Origin of the sequence: Streptomyces sioyaensis, assembly GCF_004122735.1 — a bacterium.
Taxonomy (GTDB): domain Bacteria; phylum Actinomycetota; class Actinomycetes; order Streptomycetales; family Streptomycetaceae; genus Streptomyces; species Streptomyces sioyaensis.
In genome coordinates this window covers 15,966-30,169 of sequence record NZ_SDIF01000031.1, presented here as the reverse complement: position 1 = coordinate 30,169, position 14,204 = coordinate 15,966, and the positions used below count along the sequence as shown (strand labels likewise).

Annotated in this window: 11 protein-coding genes and 1 pseudogene; 5 read left to right on the top strand and 7 right to left on the bottom strand. The window is 70.9% G+C overall.

All coding sequences use genetic code 11. The features are described 5' to 3' along the window. Positions 1 to 96 precede the first annotated feature (96 nt). The 3 genes and pseudogenes from EST54_RS13840 to EST54_RS13830 form a co-directional block, all read right to left on the bottom strand. Positions 97 to 294: pseudogene (locus EST54_RS13840) on the bottom strand (ABC transporter permease subunit); the annotation flags it as partial. 53 nt (positions 295 to 347) lie between these two features. After that, complete coding sequence (locus tag EST54_RS13835) at positions 348 to 1,298, bottom strand: sugar-binding transcriptional regulator (RefSeq protein ID WP_129247902.1); 951 nt, start codon at positions 1,296 to 1,298, stop codon at positions 348 to 350. A gap of 99 nt (positions 1,299 to 1,397) precedes the next feature. Continuing rightward, positions 1,398 to 2,747, bottom strand: a complete 1,350-nt coding sequence (locus EST54_RS13830; protein WP_129247901.1) for an MFS transporter — start codon at positions 2,745 to 2,747, stop codon at positions 1,398 to 1,400. Between the two features lie 158 nt (positions 2,748 to 2,905). On the opposite strand from EST54_RS13830, the gene EST54_RS13825 reads away from it, so the two are divergent. The 3 genes from EST54_RS13825 (at position 2,906) to xylB (ending at position 6,217) form a co-directional block, all read left to right on the top strand. Beyond that, positions 2,906 to 3,697, top strand: coding sequence for a DeoR/GlpR family DNA-binding transcription regulator (locus EST54_RS13825; protein WP_129247900.1), 792 nt, complete (start codon positions 2,906 to 2,908; stop codon positions 3,695 to 3,697). Positions 3,698 to 3,764: 67 nt separating this feature from the next. After that, positions 3,765 to 4,763, top strand: coding sequence for a zinc-dependent alcohol dehydrogenase family protein (locus tag EST54_RS13820; RefSeq protein WP_129247899.1), 999 nt, complete (start codon positions 3,765 to 3,767; stop codon positions 4,761 to 4,763). A gap of 50 nt (positions 4,764 to 4,813) precedes the next feature. Continuing rightward, on the top strand, positions 4,814 to 6,217 hold the full coding sequence (xylB, locus tag EST54_RS13815) for a xylulokinase (protein ID WP_129247898.1): 1,404 nt from the start codon (positions 4,814 to 4,816) through the stop codon (positions 6,215 to 6,217). An 82-nt stretch (positions 6,218 to 6,299) separates the two neighbouring features. Here xylB and EST54_RS13810 read toward each other — a convergent pair whose 3' ends face one another. Further along, complete coding sequence (locus EST54_RS13810; RefSeq protein ID WP_372448124.1) at positions 6,300 to 6,785, bottom strand: DUF6194 family protein; 486 nt, start codon at positions 6,783 to 6,785, stop codon at positions 6,300 to 6,302. Between the two features lie 69 nt (positions 6,786 to 6,854). Here EST54_RS13810 and EST54_RS13805 point away from each other — a divergent pair, with 69 nt between their 5' ends. Next, complete coding sequence (locus EST54_RS13805; protein WP_129247896.1) at positions 6,855 to 7,595, top strand: MerR family transcriptional regulator; 741 nt, start codon at positions 6,855 to 6,857, stop codon at positions 7,593 to 7,595. A 261-nt stretch (positions 7,596 to 7,856) separates the two neighbouring features. Further along, the gene (rox, locus tag EST54_RS13800) at positions 7,857 to 9,338 is read left to right on the top strand and encodes a rifampin monooxygenase (protein WP_129247895.1); all 1,482 of its coding nucleotides are present in this window, start codon (positions 7,857 to 7,859) and stop codon (positions 9,336 to 9,338) included. Positions 9,339 to 9,436: 98 nt separating this feature from the next. Here the strand turns inward: rox and EST54_RS13795 are convergent, their stop codons facing one another. From EST54_RS13795 to EST54_RS13785, 3 genes are all read right to left on the bottom strand, one after another. Further along, complete coding sequence (locus EST54_RS13795) at positions 9,437 to 10,849, bottom strand: amino acid permease (protein ID WP_129247894.1); 1,413 nt, start codon at positions 10,847 to 10,849, stop codon at positions 9,437 to 9,439. A gap of 186 nt (positions 10,850 to 11,035) precedes the next feature. Further along, on the bottom strand, positions 11,036 to 13,546 hold the full coding sequence (locus tag EST54_RS13790) for a SpoIIE family protein phosphatase (protein WP_129247893.1): 2,511 nt from the start codon (positions 13,544 to 13,546) through the stop codon (positions 11,036 to 11,038). A 147-nt stretch (positions 13,547 to 13,693) separates the two neighbouring features. After that, a complete protein-coding gene (locus EST54_RS13785; RefSeq protein WP_129247892.1) occupies positions 13,694 to 14,083 on the bottom strand; it encodes a VOC family protein in 390 nt (129 codons plus the stop codon). Positions 14,084 to 14,204 lie beyond the last annotated feature (121 nt).

Genomic DNA, 14,204 nt, shown 5'->3' with positions numbered 1-14,204 from the left:
GGTTTTCGAGGGCTCTTTTGAAACATGAGCAAGTCATGCTCAGACGAGCAATTTCGACCGGAATTCGTCACGGTGCGCAGCGGATCGACGATGCCCGGTGCCGGCGACGACGCCGGTCAGGACCCGGGCGAAGAGCAGCTCGCGCCAGCTGAAGATGAAGGAGATCAGGGCCGTTGCGGCCAGGCCGGGCAGCGCGACCGGCGCGACGATCCGGGTCGGTGTCGTGGCCGGACCCGCGCCGTCGATCGCGGCGGCGGCCAGCATGTCCACCGGAATTTCGGCGGTCCATCGCCTCGGTGCGCGGCCGTGCCGCTGCCGGCGGACGACGAGCGCACGGGTTCGCGCGTTCAGAGCAAGCTCTCGGCCACCCTGGCATCGGTGACCACGCCGTTGAAGAGACCGGTCTTCACCGCCGCCGAGGCAGCGGCTGCCCGTTCGATGCCGTCGGCCAGCAGGATCACGTCGGGCACCGCGCGCAGTTCGTCAAAGCTGATCGCAATGACCCGTTCGGTGAGTTCGGGGACGATGATGCGTCCTTCCGCGTCGAGCAGATGGCCGGCGACTTCGGCGCATACTCCGCGGTGCCGGTACTCCTCGCGTTCGGCCTCGGTGAGCGCGTCGAACACGGTGGAGAGTCCCGGCCCCCATCCGCCGACGGTGACGACGGCCTTGGTCACCTTGCTGAAGTGGCGGACCGCGTCGACCACGCCGGGCTGCTCACGCAGCATCCGGGCCGCCGTCGCGTCGGGCAGCAACAGCGGTGCGTAAATGGGGTGGACGACGCCGCGCGAAATGGTGGCGGCCCGGCGTACCGCCTCCACCGCCGTCTTGTTCACCGGCCGCAGCGGGGTCACCCCGCACAGCTGGACGACCGTGCACCGGGCGAGGGTGGTCAGCCCGAGGCCGAGAGCCTCGATCTCGGGGCCCCAGACGAGCCCGAGGACTTCGTTCTCGGTGACGATCTCGGCGAGCAGGTCGGCCGCGACCGCGCCGAGGCGGCGGGTGGCCTGCACGGTGTCGTCCGGTTCCTCCTGCCGCGAGTCGATGACGATGGCGTGCCGCAGGCCGAATCGGGTGCGCAGGGCGTCGGAGAGGTCGGCGTCGAGCTCGGCGGGCAGGCGGATCTCCAGCCGGATCAGGCCGTCGCGGAGGGCGGTCTCCAGGGTCCGGGCCACCTTGAACCGGCTGATGCCGAATTCCTCGGCGATCTCCATCTTGGATTTGCCTTCGAGGTAGAACCTCCGGGCCATGGCAGCCGTCTGGACCAGGTACTCCGGGCCGGTGTGGTGGGTACGCATGGCGGGCCTGGCCTTTCTGGACGCCGCGAGTTGCCCTTCTGGACGCCGCGAGTGCGGTGCTCGCATGAGCACATGCACCTCATATGCACCTTTTCTCCATTAAAGACCCCTGGAGGGCGCTGTCAACGCGCCCACCGGCTGCCGCTCCGCCGGGTGCGCATCGGTGTGGTCACCGGGCTCCGGCCGCGGCTCGGGCGGCGTCTTCATGCCCAGCACGAGGACGGTGCTGAGCAGATGCAGGGCGGCATAGATCCACATGACTCCCCCGATACCGATCGCACCGATGAAGACCGTGCCGATGAGCGGACCGAAGGCCATGCTGGCGCCGGCCCCCAGCGTGTACGCCGACATGATCTGCCCCTTGCGTTCCGGATCCTGCGAGGTCATCAGCGGCGGCAGCGGGACGTACCCGGCCATGCCGACACCCAGCGCGCCGGCCGCGATCGCGACCAGGAGGTAGTTGTGCCCGGCGGCCTCGGGCACGTAGTACAGCGCCAGACAGGCGAGCGCCGAGACCACGCCACCGAGCCAGGCGACGGTCTTGCGCCGGCTCCATCGGTCACCGAGCGCACCGAAGGTGACGACGCAGGCGAGGTTGCTGACCATCATGACGATCAGCAGCGAGGCCCACTCCTGAGCGCGGAAGCCGATCCGATCGACGAGGAAGAGCGGGAGGAAGACCCACACACCGAACTGCGAGGTGGTGTTGATGAGCCGGACCACCGCCCCCATGCCGACGCGCGGCTTGTCGAACAGGACGGTGAAACAGCCCAGGAAGGTACGCGGCAGGCCGACCCGCTCCGGCCCCCTGGACAGGCCCTGGAATCCGGTGCGTTCACGCAGCAGGAGCAGGACGACCAGGGCGCCGGCGACGATCATCGCGAGGGACACCCACAGCGTGCGGTAGAAGCCGATGGAGGGCTTGAGGGCGGAGACCAGGGCGGAGCCGATGACGGGGTAGCCCATGGTGAAGCAGAACCAGAACCAGCCGAGCGCTTTGCCGAGCTGACGCTCCGGGGCGCCCACCATGATCCAGACCATGAATCCGTAGGCGAACAACGGATATCCGAAGCCGCGCAGGCCGTAGGTGAGCAGGATCAGCCAGTAGGAGTGGGCGGGGACGGCGACCGCGAGCAACAGGGTGTGGCAGACCGCCCAGCACAGGGCGCCGGTCATCATCACCCGGCGCGGTCCCCACAGGTCGCAGAGCCCGCCCGCCAGGAAGGCGCCCACCGCGGCGGTGACGCCGTACACCGTGAAGATGACGCCGACGCCCGCCTCTGCGAAGCCGAGGTCGGTCTTGAAGTACGTGGGCAGATAGCTGGTCTCGACGCCGTCGCCGATCATGAAGAGCAGGACGCCGAGATAGCCCCACAGCAGGGCTCGGGGGATCCCGAGGACGGCGGGGCGGGGCAGCGACGGATCGCGCTCTTGGGGTGTGCGCAGCACGGCGGGGGACCTCCTGAGGGGGCGGGCGTTCGCCCGTAGGTGGCCATCAGACTGAACAACCTCACAGAGAATTTCAAGAGCTTCTCATAGAGTGTGTGATGTTCTAGGGTGAGGACACGGCGGACGACCGCCGCGGAAACGAACGGGGGATGCCCACGATGAGAGCGAGTCGCGGCTCCGAGGCCGAGGTGGAGGAGCGCCGTCAGGCGGTGCTGCGCCATGTCGCCCAGGAAGGGGAGATCCGCATCTCCGACCTCGCCGCGCGCATGCAGGTCAGCGTGATGACCATGCACCGGGACCTGGACAACCTCCACGATCGGCAATTGCTGCGCAAGGGCCGCGGAGTGGCGACGGCCTTCTCCAACGTCGCCATGGAGAGCGCCCTGCGGTTCCGGGAGAACGCCAACGTCGCCGTGAAGAACGCCATCGCGGACGCGCTGGTGGACGAGGTCTCCCCCGGTGACACGGTGCTGATCGACTGCGGCTCCACCCTCTTCCCGCTCGCCCGCCGGCTCGCCACCGTCGACGGGATCCGCGTGATCACCAACTCGCTGCGCATCACCTACCTCCTGGCGGCCTCGCCGGCCGAGGTGACACTGCTGGGCGACCGTTTCTACGAGGACTTCGAGTCCTGCGCGGGCCCGCAGACCCGGCGTCAGCTGGAGGACATCCGCGCCACCGTCGCGTTCGTCACCGCCACCTCGGTCCGCGACGGCCGGCTCTTCCATCCGGTGCGCGCCTACGCGGAGTCCAAGCAGGCGTATCTGCAGGCCGCCGACCGCGCCGTACTCGCCGTCGACCACAGCAAGTTCGGCCGCACCGCCACCTACGCCTACGGCGATGTCAGCGGCTACGACCTGTTGGTCACCGACGTCGACACACCGGAGCGGGAACTGCGGCCCGTCCGGGACCTCGGCGTCGAGGTCCGCACCGTCGATCCACAGAGCTGACCCGGCCCGAGCCGAGGCTCCCACCCGAGCGCAACCCCCTGGCGCACCCCGAGAAAGGCCCCGATCCATGCGTGCTGTCGTCATCCACACCCCCGGGCACTACGAGGTCACCACCGTCGACGACCCCGCTCCGGGCCCCGGTGAGGTGCTCGTGGCGCCCGCCGCCGTGGGCATCTGCGGCACCGATGTGCACATCGTCCAGGGCGAGTTCGCGCCCACCCCGTACCCGATCGTTCCCGGCCACGAGTTCACCGGCGAGATCGTCGCGCTGGGGGCGGGAGTGCGCGGTCTGCGCACCGGCGAGCAGGTCGCCGTCGACCCGTCGCTGTTCTGCGGCGCCTGCCACTACTGCGCGATCGGGCACGGCAACCTGTGCGAGAACTGGGGCGCGATCGGTGACACCGTGGACGGCGCGATGGCCGAGTACGTCAAGGTGCCGGCCGCCAACTGCTACCGGCTGCCGGAGAGCGTCGACGTCGCGCAGGGCACGCTGATCGAGCCGCTGTCGTGCGCGGTACGCGGCTTCGACGTCCTGCCCCGCCGCCTCGGCGACCACTACCTCATCTACGGCGCGGGCACCATGGGACTGATGATGCTCCAGCTCGCCAAGGCCGCGGGCGCCGCCTCCCTCTCGGTCGTCGACATCAACAAGGACCGCCTGGAGATCGCCGAACGCCTCGGCGCGGACGCCACCGCGGCGAGCGCGGCGGACCTGGACCGGCCGCAGGGCTGGGAGACCGTCATCGACTGCACCGGCGTCATCCCCGTCATCGAGGACGGCCTGACCCGGGTGCGCCGCGGCGGCACCTTCCAGCAGTTCGGCGTCGCGCCGTCCGCCGACAAGGCGTCCTTCTCGCCGTTCCGCGTCTACAACGACGAGATCACCATCGTCGGGTCGATGGCCGTCCTGCACAGCTTCGGGCGCGCCGTGGACCTGATGGCAAAGGGTGTCATCGACGCCGACACCATGATCACCCACAGCTTCGGCCTGGACGACTTCGGCGCCGCCCTCCAGACGTTCCGGGACGGCTCCGGCCGCAAGATCCAGCTCCGTCCCCAGGCCTGAACTCCCCTCCCACCTCCTCTCGTTGTACGGAAGCGAAAGCGAACAACGTCATGCCCACAGTCGCCGGGGTGGACTCCTCCACCCAGTCCTGCAAGGTCGTCGTCTGCGACGCCGACACCGGGGAGGTACTGCACCGGGGCCGCGCCGCCCACCCCGAGGGCACCGAGGTCGCCCCCGAGGCGTGGTGGCAGGCGCTCCTCGACGCGGGCGACGGCCTGCTGGAACACGTGGATGCCCTCGCGGTCGCGGGGCAGCAGCACGGTCTGGTGGCCCTCGACGCGGCCGGGCGGCCGGTGCGCGACGCACTGCTGTGGAACGACACCCGCTCCGCACAGGCCGCGGCGGATCTCGTCGACGACCTCGGCGGGCCGGAGAAATGGGCCGAGGCGGTCGGCACCGTACCGGTCGCGGCCATCACCGTCGCCAAGCTGCGCTGGCTGGCCGAGCACGAACCGCACCTCGCGGACCGTACCGACCGGGTGCTGCTCCCGCACGACTGGCTGACCTGGCAGTTGTGCGGCGGCCCCGGCACGCGCGCCGAACCGGTCACCGACCGCGGGGACGCCTCCGGCACCGGCTACTGGTCACCGGCCGAGGGCACCTACCGCCGCGACCTCCTCGCCCTCGCCTTCGGCGACCGGACCCCCGAACTGCCCCGCGTGCTCGGCCCGTACGAGGTGGCCGGCCGCACCCCGCACGGAGCCCTGGTGGCAGCGGGAACCGGCGACAACATGGGTGCGGCGCTGGGCCTGGGCCTCCAGCCGGGCGACGTCGTCATCTCCCTGGGCACCAGCGGCACCGCCTTCGCCCTCTCCGACCACTGCGCGGCCGACCCCACCGGCGCCGTCGCCGGCTTCGCGGACGCCACCGGCCGCTTCCTGCCGCTGGTGTGCACCCTCAACGCCGCACGGGTCCTCAGCTCCACCGCCCGGATGCTCGGCATCGCACTCGACGACCTCGGCCCCCTCGCCCGCGAGGCCGGGCCCGGGGCCGGCGGCCTCGTCCTGCTCCCCTATCTGGGCGGCGAGCGCACCCCCAACCTCCCCGGGGCCGCGGGCAGTCTGATGGGCATGCGCAAGGCGAACATGCACCCCCCGAACTTCGCCCGGGCAGCCGTCGAAGGCATGCTGTGCAACATGGCCGACGCCCTCGACCGGCTGCGCGCCCAGGACGTCATCGCCCGGCGCGTCCTCATCATCGGAGGGGCGGCCAAGGCCCCCGTGGTCGGCGAGATCGCCGCCGAAATCTTCGGGACGCCGGTCACCGTGCCGCAACCCGAGGAGTACGTCGCCCTGGGCGCGGCCCGCCAGGCCGCCTGGGCACTGGCCGGCACTCCCGAGCCGCCGCACTGGCCGCTCGCCGCGGCCCGAGAGCTGCCCGCACCCGCCGACGACTCGCCCGGCCGCCGCATCCGGGAGGCCTACGCCGACGCCGCGGCGATGGTGTACGGATGAGCGAGGGCGGGCTGCCAGCCGCCCTCGCACCTGAAGCACCGTCAGCACATCAGGACGTGAGTCCGTCAGCACCGCATCGGCATCACCCTTCCCCCTCCTCCGAACTCCTCGTTGACTCCTTCCGCCGCTCATGGCGCGAGCGTGCGAGGCGATGGGCCGTGCGGAGCAGCTCGCGGACCGCCGTATCGGTCCGCCGCCCCGGATTCACCACCGCGAGCCAGCCGAGGGAGCCGTAGACGGGGTGTGCCTGCACGACGTCGGCAGCGCCGGGGTCGTCGTCGACCACTGGCTGGCGCGGCGCGTGGCCGGTCCAGTGGCGGAAGGATTCCTTCCCGGCGGCGACATTGACGCGGAACGCATCCGGGCGGTCCAGACGCGAACTCTCGTCGCCCGGGTAGTTCTTCGTCACGATCGTCGCGAAGGGTTGGGTCGCCGGCGGTACGACGCCGTCAGGAGAGTGGAAGAAGTAGGTGTCCCCCCAGCTGATCTCTGGTGAGCCGTCGTCCGGGCCCGGCCTGATGGCCAGAACCCCGTCGAGGCCTTCCACGAAGCCGATGATCTCGTCCATGGTCATGTGCTCAAGCGCTTCATTAAGGTGCTTATGGAGGCTTTGCACCGGAAGGCGGAGGAACTGCGGGTGTCAACTCTCAAGTCGTCGGCCCTGCGTACGGTCGATGTCGCCCGACGTGCCGGGTACTCCGTCCAACAGGTCCGCAATCTCGAACGCGACGGTGTACTGCCGCCGGCGGCGCGCACCACCGCGGGCTACCGGCGCTACGGAGAGATTCACCTGCATTCCGCGCTGGCCTACCGAGCCCTCGCGGCCGCCACGGGTCCGGTGGAGGCCAAGCGGATCGTTCGCGCCGTGCACGAGTGCCCGACCTCGCAGGTACTTGCCCTTCTCGACGCGGCACACGCCCGACTCGACCGGGAGCGCAGGGACCTCACACTCGCCAGGGAGGCCGCCGCGGCGATCTCTGCCGAGCCGATCGGCGACGTCCGCCCCTCGGACGCGATGGGCGTCTCCGAACTCGCCGCCGCGCTCGGCGTACGCCCCTCGACATTGCGGCACTGGGACGCCGAGGGGCTGGTGGTTCCCGACCGGCTCACCCCGCGCGGAACGCGACGCTACTCACCGGCCCACACCCGCGACGCCCGGATCGTCCACCAGCTGCGCACGGCCGGCTACCGCATCGCCCCGCTCCGGACACTGATGCCGGAACTGCGCCGCGGACACCGGTCGGAAGACGTCGAAGCCGCGCTCGCGGCCCGGGACACGCACATCACGGCTCGCTCCCGTGCCCTCCTCGACGCCACCGTCGCACTCGGTGCGGTCCTCGCCGCCGACTCACGCGGAGACGACCGGACTTCCTCCTGAGTAACGGCGAATTCCCGCGCGCTCCCTGCGAATTCCCCACGCAGGCACGGCGGACGAAAAAGGCAGCGGCAAAGACAGCGGCAAAGGCCGAGACAGCGGCAAATGCAGCGACCAAGGCTGCGGCAAAAACAAAGGCAAGGAGGTCATCCGCTCCTTGCCACTCTCAAGGTATAGCGCACCAGGGGGCTTGCGGCAAGGCCCCGGTCGTGCCGCAGAATCACCCGCCGAAGCCATAACCAGCGCAAATACAGGGGGATGGGGATGTTCGACGTGATCATTGCCGGCGGTGGGCCGACCGGCTTGATGCTGGCCTGCGAGCTGCGGCTGGCGGGGGTGCGCACGGTCGTGCTGGAGAAGTTGGCCGAGCCGACCCGGCAGTCCCGCGGGCGTGGCCTGCACACCCGCAGCGTCGAGGTGATGGACCAACGCGGCCTGCTCGACCGGTTCCTCGCGGTCAGCGAGCAGTTCAAGGCCGGCAGTCTCTTCGCGGGCTTCATGAAGCCGTGGCCGGACCGGTTGGACACCGCCCACCCGTACGGCCTGGCGACTCCGCAGACCGTCACCGAACGGCTGCTCACCGAGCGCGCCGTCGAGCTCGGTGCCGAGATCCGGCGCGGCTGCGAACTGGTCGGGCTGAGCCAGGACGAGGACGGGGTGACCGTCGAGCTGGCCCATGGCGGTTCCCCCGCCGGTGGGGGCGTAGCCGCCGGGGACGGTGGAAGCACGCGGCTGCGCTCGCGCTACCTCGTCGGCTGTGACGGCGGCCGCAGTGCGGTGCGCAAGCTGGTCGGCATCGGCTTCCCCGGTGAGCCCGCCAAGGTCGAGACGCTGCTGGGTGACATGGAAGTGACCGACGATTCGGCGACGATCGCCGCCGTCGTCGGGGAAGTCCGCAAGACCCACCTGCGGTTCGGCGCCATTCCCGATGTGGACGGGAACGAGGGGGTGTACCGCATCGTCGTGCCCGCCGCCGAGGTGGCCGAGGACCGGACGACCGCGCCGACCCTCGACGAGTTCCAGCAGCGGCTGCGGGCCGTCGCGGGCACCGACTTCGGCGTGCACGCGCCGCGCTGGCTGTCCCGGTTCGGCGACGCCACCCGGCAGGCCGAGCGCTACCGGGCCGGCCGGGTGCTGCTGGCCGGCGACGCGGCGCACATCCACCCGCCGACCGGCGGGCAGGGGCTCAACCTCGGTGTCCAGGACGCGTTCAACCTCGGCTGGAAGCTGGCCGCCGAGATCAACGGCTGGGCGCCGGAGGGGCTGCTGGACAGCTATCACGCCGAACGGCACCCGGTGGGCGCCGCCGTGCTGGACAACACCCGCGCGCAGATGACGCTGATGGGGACCGATCCGGGTGCGACCGCGCTGCGGGGGTTGTTCGCGGAGCTGTTGGACTTCGAGGAGGTGAACCGGTACGTGACCGAGATGATCACCGCGGTCGGCGTCCGCTACGACGTCGGCGAGGGCCACGAACTGCTCGGCCGGCGGATGCGGGACGTGGGGCTGAAGCGGGGCCGCCTCTACGAGCTGATGCACGGCGGCCGCGGGCTGCTGCTCGACCAGACCGGCCGGCTTTCGGTGGCGGGGTGGGCGGACCGGGTCGATCACGTCGTCGACGTCAGCGAGGAGCTGGACGTGCCCGCGGTGCTGCTGCGGCCCGACGGCCACGTGGCGTGGATCGGTGAGGAGCAGCAGGAGTTGCCCGGCCGGCTGCAGAAGTGGTTCGGCGCCGCCGTGAGCTGAGCGCGCAGGTGTGACAGGACGGGTCAGGAAAGGGCGGGGCCTCGGCCGTGCGCGCGCACGGCCGAGGCCCCGGACCCGCCCTGAGGCGGCGCAACGTCTCAGTCGGTGACGGCGGCCCGCTGGTCGCGGCGCTGCTTGAGGTGGCCCGCGCCCGCCAGCACCGCTACCACGACGGCCGTGCCGGCGAGCTGCTGACGGCCGTCCGCACTGGCGGCCATGACGGCGAAGACGCCGAGGATGGCGGCGAACGTCACCCAGCTCAGATAGGGGAAGCCCCACATCCGCACCGAGAGCAGCTCGGGTGCCTCGCGCTCCAGACGGCGGCGCATCTTCAGCTGGGTGAGGCAGACGATGGACCAGACGACCAGCACCGAGCAGCCCGCGATGTTCAGCAGCCAGGCGAACACGGTGGTCGGCCACACGATCCCGGCGATCACGGCGGCGAAGCCGAACAGGCAGGACGCCACCACCGCCGCCGCCGGCACGCCCCGGGTGACCTTGCCCAGGAAGCGCGGGCCCTGGCCCCGGTGGACGAGGGAGTACGCCATGCGCGACGAGCCGTAGATGTTGGCGTTCATCGCGGAGAGCAGCGCCAGCAGCACCACGATCTGCATGATCGTGCCGGCCGCCGGGATGCCGAGCCGGTCGAGAACGGTCACGTACGGACCCTCGGTGGCGACCTTCGGGTTGTTCCACGGCACCAGGGTGACGACCACGGCCATCGAGCCGATGTAGAAGACGGCGATGCGCCAGACGGCGGTACGGACGGCACGGGCCACGTTCCGGCTCGGGTTGTCGGACTCGGCCGCCGCGATGGTGACGGTCTCCAGTCCGGCGAACCCGGAGATGGTGGTCAGCAGGCCGGCGGCGAGTCCGGCGGCGCCGGTCGGGAAGAAGCCGCCGTGGCCGGTGAGATGGCTTGTGCCGGGTGCGTCGCCGAACACCCCGAGGATGCCGAGCACGCCCAGCGCCAGGAAGGCGATGATCGTGGTGACCTTGATGGCGGCGAACCAGAACTCGAACTCGCCGAAGTTCTTGACCGCGGTGAGATTGCTGGCGCAGAAGAACACCATGAAGATCGCCACCCAGCCGTAGGCGGGGATGAACGACACCCAGGTGTGCATGATCGTGCCTGCCGCGGTGGCCTCGGCGGCCACGCCGGCACAGAGCATCAGCCAGTACATCCAGCCCGAGGTGGCCCCTGCCCACGAGCCGAGTTCCTCCTCGGCGTGCACCGAGAACGAGCCGGTGGAGGGCCGGGCCGCGGACATCTCGCCGAGCATCCGCATGATCAGCATGACCAGCGCGCCGGTCGCCACGAAGAGGAGGACGATGGCCGGCCCGGCCGCGGCGATGCCGACCCCGGAGCCTACGAAGAGCCCCGCGCCGATGACCCCGCCGAGCGCGATCATCGACAGATGGCGCTGCTTGAGGCCGTGCGACAACACGGACTCGCCCTGCTGTGCTGCCTGCGGGGAGTCCTGGGGGGACCGGTTGATTGTCCGACTCATGGTCGTGCCTGTTCATTACGTGAGACGTTCGGTGAGCCCCAAGAGTGTGAAGGTGCAGGTGCGCGCAAGAGGTGAACGCCCGCTATTCGGACGCTTTGCGCACACATGGTGAACGAGCTGACACGCAGTGAAGGCGTCGATTCCTCGGTGAGTCGGTGGTCCGGTCCGCCGCGCCCGTGGTGCCGGTCAGTGGGCCGGTGCGGGGGCGTACTCGCTGAGCAGCAGCGCGATGTCGTCCGTACGGTTCGGGGACCTACGGGCATCCCTCAGAAGCCTGTCGGCCAGCTCCTCCAGGGAAGCCGCGCGCGCATGGGCCAGCGTGGTCCGCAGCCGGTCGATGCCCGTGGCGACGTCCGACCCGCGTCGCTCCACCAGCCCGTCCGTATAGAGCGCAAGGATCGAGCCGGGCAGGAAGTGCACGTCGGATTCCGGGTAGTTGGCCGCTTCCGTGACGCCGAGCAGCGGACCGCACGGCAGATCCAGCGCCTCCGTATGCCCGCCGGGCCGGCGCAGCAACGGCGGACAGTGGCCCGCGAGGACCACCCGCGCGACGCCCGAGCCGGGGTCGAGGCGGACGTAGCAGCAGCTGGCGAGGGGCCCTGGGTCCAGGTCGACGAGCAGCCGGTTGGTACTGGAGATCACGTCGCCCGGCCGCTGGCCGGCGCTGGCGAAGGCCCGTACCGCACTGCGCAGTTGCCCCATGACGGCTGCCGCGGCGACGTTGTGCCCCTCGACGTCTCCGACGATGAGCGCGACACCATCACGGGTGGGGATGACGTCGTACCAGTCGCCGCCGATGTCCATGCCGCGGGTTCCCGGAAGATACCGGCCGGTGACGCGGACGTCGGACAGCGCGGGCAGCCGGTGCGGGAGCAGTGCGTCCTGCAGACCGTGGGCGACGGCGAATTCGGCGTCGTAGAGCCTGGCGCGTTGCAGCGCATGGGCGATCACCCCGCCCAGCGCCGTCAGCAGATCGCGGTCGTCGCCCGGAAAGCGGCGGGCCTCGTCGAAGCCGAGGACGCAGGCGCCCACGGGGCGGCTGGAGGCGATGAGCGGAAGGAACGCCCAGGAACCGGACTCGCTCGCGTGGATTCCGGGATAGGCCCGCGCGAACTCCTGCCGTGACTCGATGAACAGCGGAGCCCCGGAGATCAGCGCGTCCGACACGGGCAGGCCGGCGCGGAGCGGCGAGCCCTCGAACCGGTCGAGAAAGCCTGTGCGGTAGCCGCGCTGTGAGAGCAGGTGCAAGCGGCCCTCGGTCACGAGGTACAGCGCCATCCGCTGGCCGCCGAGAGCGGGCAGGAGCTGCTCGTCGACCACGTCGCACACCTCGTGGGACGTGACCGCCTCGGTCAGTGCGCTGCCGAGCTGGAGCACACGGTAGAGCGTGCCCAGGCGAGGGGTGCGGGGCGACGTCGTGCCGAGCGCCGCTTCTTCCGCGACCGGTGTGCCCGGTTCGGCACCGGCCGGCAGCGGCCCCCGGACCCGGGCCGCCCAGCCCGTCATGCCGTGCGAGCCCGGGTGGAGGGAGAACACCAGCCATTGGTCGGGTGGCCGGCGGGCGAGGAAGGAGACGGGCTGCTGGGAGACCATGGTGGCCCGGTACCGGTCCTCGTAGGCGGGATCGGCCAGCCACGGCAGCACGTCCCAGGGGCGTCGGCCCAGCAGCTCGTCCTGACGGACCCGCAGCAGGCGCTCAAGGCCGTGGTTGGCGTAGGTGACACGCCCGTCCGGGGCGAGTGCGAAGAAGCCGTCCGCGAGCCGCTCGATCGCCTCCACGGCGGCCATTCCGGTGCCGGCGTCGAGGACGGCGCCCACCAGGTGGGGGCGCGCCTGCCGGCCGTCGGGAGCGTCCGGTACGCGGCCCCACAGTTCGACGGTGCGGTGCTCACCGCCGTCCCGCAGATGCAGGGCATGGGCCAGTACGTGGCCCTCCTCCACCGCGGTGCGGGCGGCGGACCGAAGGCCGGGGAGGCCGGCGTCGTCGATCTTGGCGGCGAGTGTGGCCGCTCGCCCGTCGAACTCGGCGGGAGCGATCCCGAAGATCGCACAGAGCTCGTCGTCCGCCACGAGGGTTCCGTTGTCGAGGTCCCAGTCGAACAGACCCACCCGTACCGCGGGGGCCGGTCGCGCCGGGGCCATCATCGGGGCGGCGGCCCCCGTGTCGCCCTCCCCCAGTGCGCCGCGTGCGTGCAGCTCGGCGAGCGACGCACCGAGGCGATCTGCCGTGGCGCGCAACCGTCGTCGCTGCACCTTCGACAGCCCTTCCCGCTCCGGTCCGGCAGCCCACACCACGGCCATCGCCCCGAAGACGGCATCGCCCGCTTTCACCGGCACGGAGGCGGATCCGAACGCGTAGGGCAGCGCCATGGCGAGCTGCGGAAACCGCCGCATCGTCTCGTCGGCGCCGGCCAGATGGACCGTCCGCCCGGAGCGGTACGCCACCGCCACCGGGATGGCGCTGTTCACCGGGATCCGCTGCCAGCCACCGAGCAGCGAGGGCGGCGTCCCGGACACCGCGCTGAGCACGAGCGAGCGACGGTCGCGCGACACCAGGAACACGCTGCCCGCATGCGCCCCGGTCACCTCGACGGCTCTGCCCACGGCGCCGAGCAGAGCATCGTCACGCTCCGACGACCCACCGGTGCGCACCGTGCCGACCGGTGGTGTGCTCGACTCCATACCGCTGGGTGGCATAGCGCCTTCTATGGGTGGCCGTACTCCCCTTCGCTCCTGTCCTTCACATTTTAGGCGTCGGCCGCAGCCTTCAAGGAGCGCCGGACCACGCGAGCGGGCGGCCGCGGCCCCCGCTGCCGGGACTCCGGCCGCGGGGAACGTCGGAGGTCACATCGAGGCCCCCTCGGCCCACTCGACGAGTTGCAGCACGATGCCGTTGGGGTCGGTGACCTGGAACAGCCGCTCACCCCACGGCTCTTCGCGCAGGGGCATGGTGATGGGTGCGCCCGCCTTGCGGAGGCGCTCCTCGTGGTCGGCGATGCCGGTGACGGTGAAGGCCAGGATCAGGCCGGACGCCCGTTGGTCGCGCTGCTCCGGAGGCAGCACCTCGATGCCGCGCGCCAGCAGGACGATGTCGACCGCGGCGTCGTCGCGCGTCAGCGAGGCGAAGCCGTCCGCGGCCGCGACCTGCGTATAGCCGAAGTGGGTGAGCAGAAAGTCGCGGGAGGCGACCACGTCGTCGACGGTCAGCGAGACGGTGGAGGCGGTGATGTTGATGGGTTCTCCTCAATGCGGTACCGCGGAAAGGGCAGTTAGGGCAGGTGGCGCCTGCCGTGCCGGGCCCAGCAGGCAACTTTTTTACGTCGGACATCTATTTACGCGCGGAGTATGCAGCCGT

Excerpts from the sequence above, each read along its gene's own strand:
- EST54_RS13835 (WP_129247902.1), bottom strand. The coding sequence starts at position 1,298 with ATGCGTACCCACCACACCGGCCCGGAGTACCTGGTCCAGACGGCTGCC.
- EST54_RS13825 (WP_129247900.1), top strand. The coding sequence starts at position 2,906 with ATGAGAGCGAGTCGCGGCTCCGAGGCCGAGGTGGAGGAGCGCCGTCAG.
- EST54_RS13820 (WP_129247899.1), top strand. The coding sequence starts at position 3,765 with ATGCGTGCTGTCGTCATCCACACCCCCGGGCACTACGAGGTCACCACC.
- xylB (WP_129247898.1), top strand. The coding sequence starts at position 4,814 with ATGCCCACAGTCGCCGGGGTGGACTCCTCCACCCAGTCCTGCAAGGTC.
- EST54_RS13810 (WP_372448124.1), bottom strand. The coding sequence starts at position 6,785 with ATGGACGAGATCATCGGCTTCGTGGAAGGCCTCGACGGGGTTCTGGCC.
- rox (WP_129247895.1), top strand. The coding sequence starts at position 7,857 with ATGTTCGACGTGATCATTGCCGGCGGTGGGCCGACCGGCTTGATGCTG.
- EST54_RS13795 (WP_129247894.1), bottom strand. The coding sequence starts at position 10,849 with ATGAGTCGGACAATCAACCGGTCCCCCCAGGACTCCCCGCAGGCAGCA.
- EST54_RS13790 (WP_129247893.1), bottom strand. The coding sequence starts at position 13,546 with ATGCCACCCAGCGGTATGGAGTCGAGCACACCACCGGTCGGCACGGTG.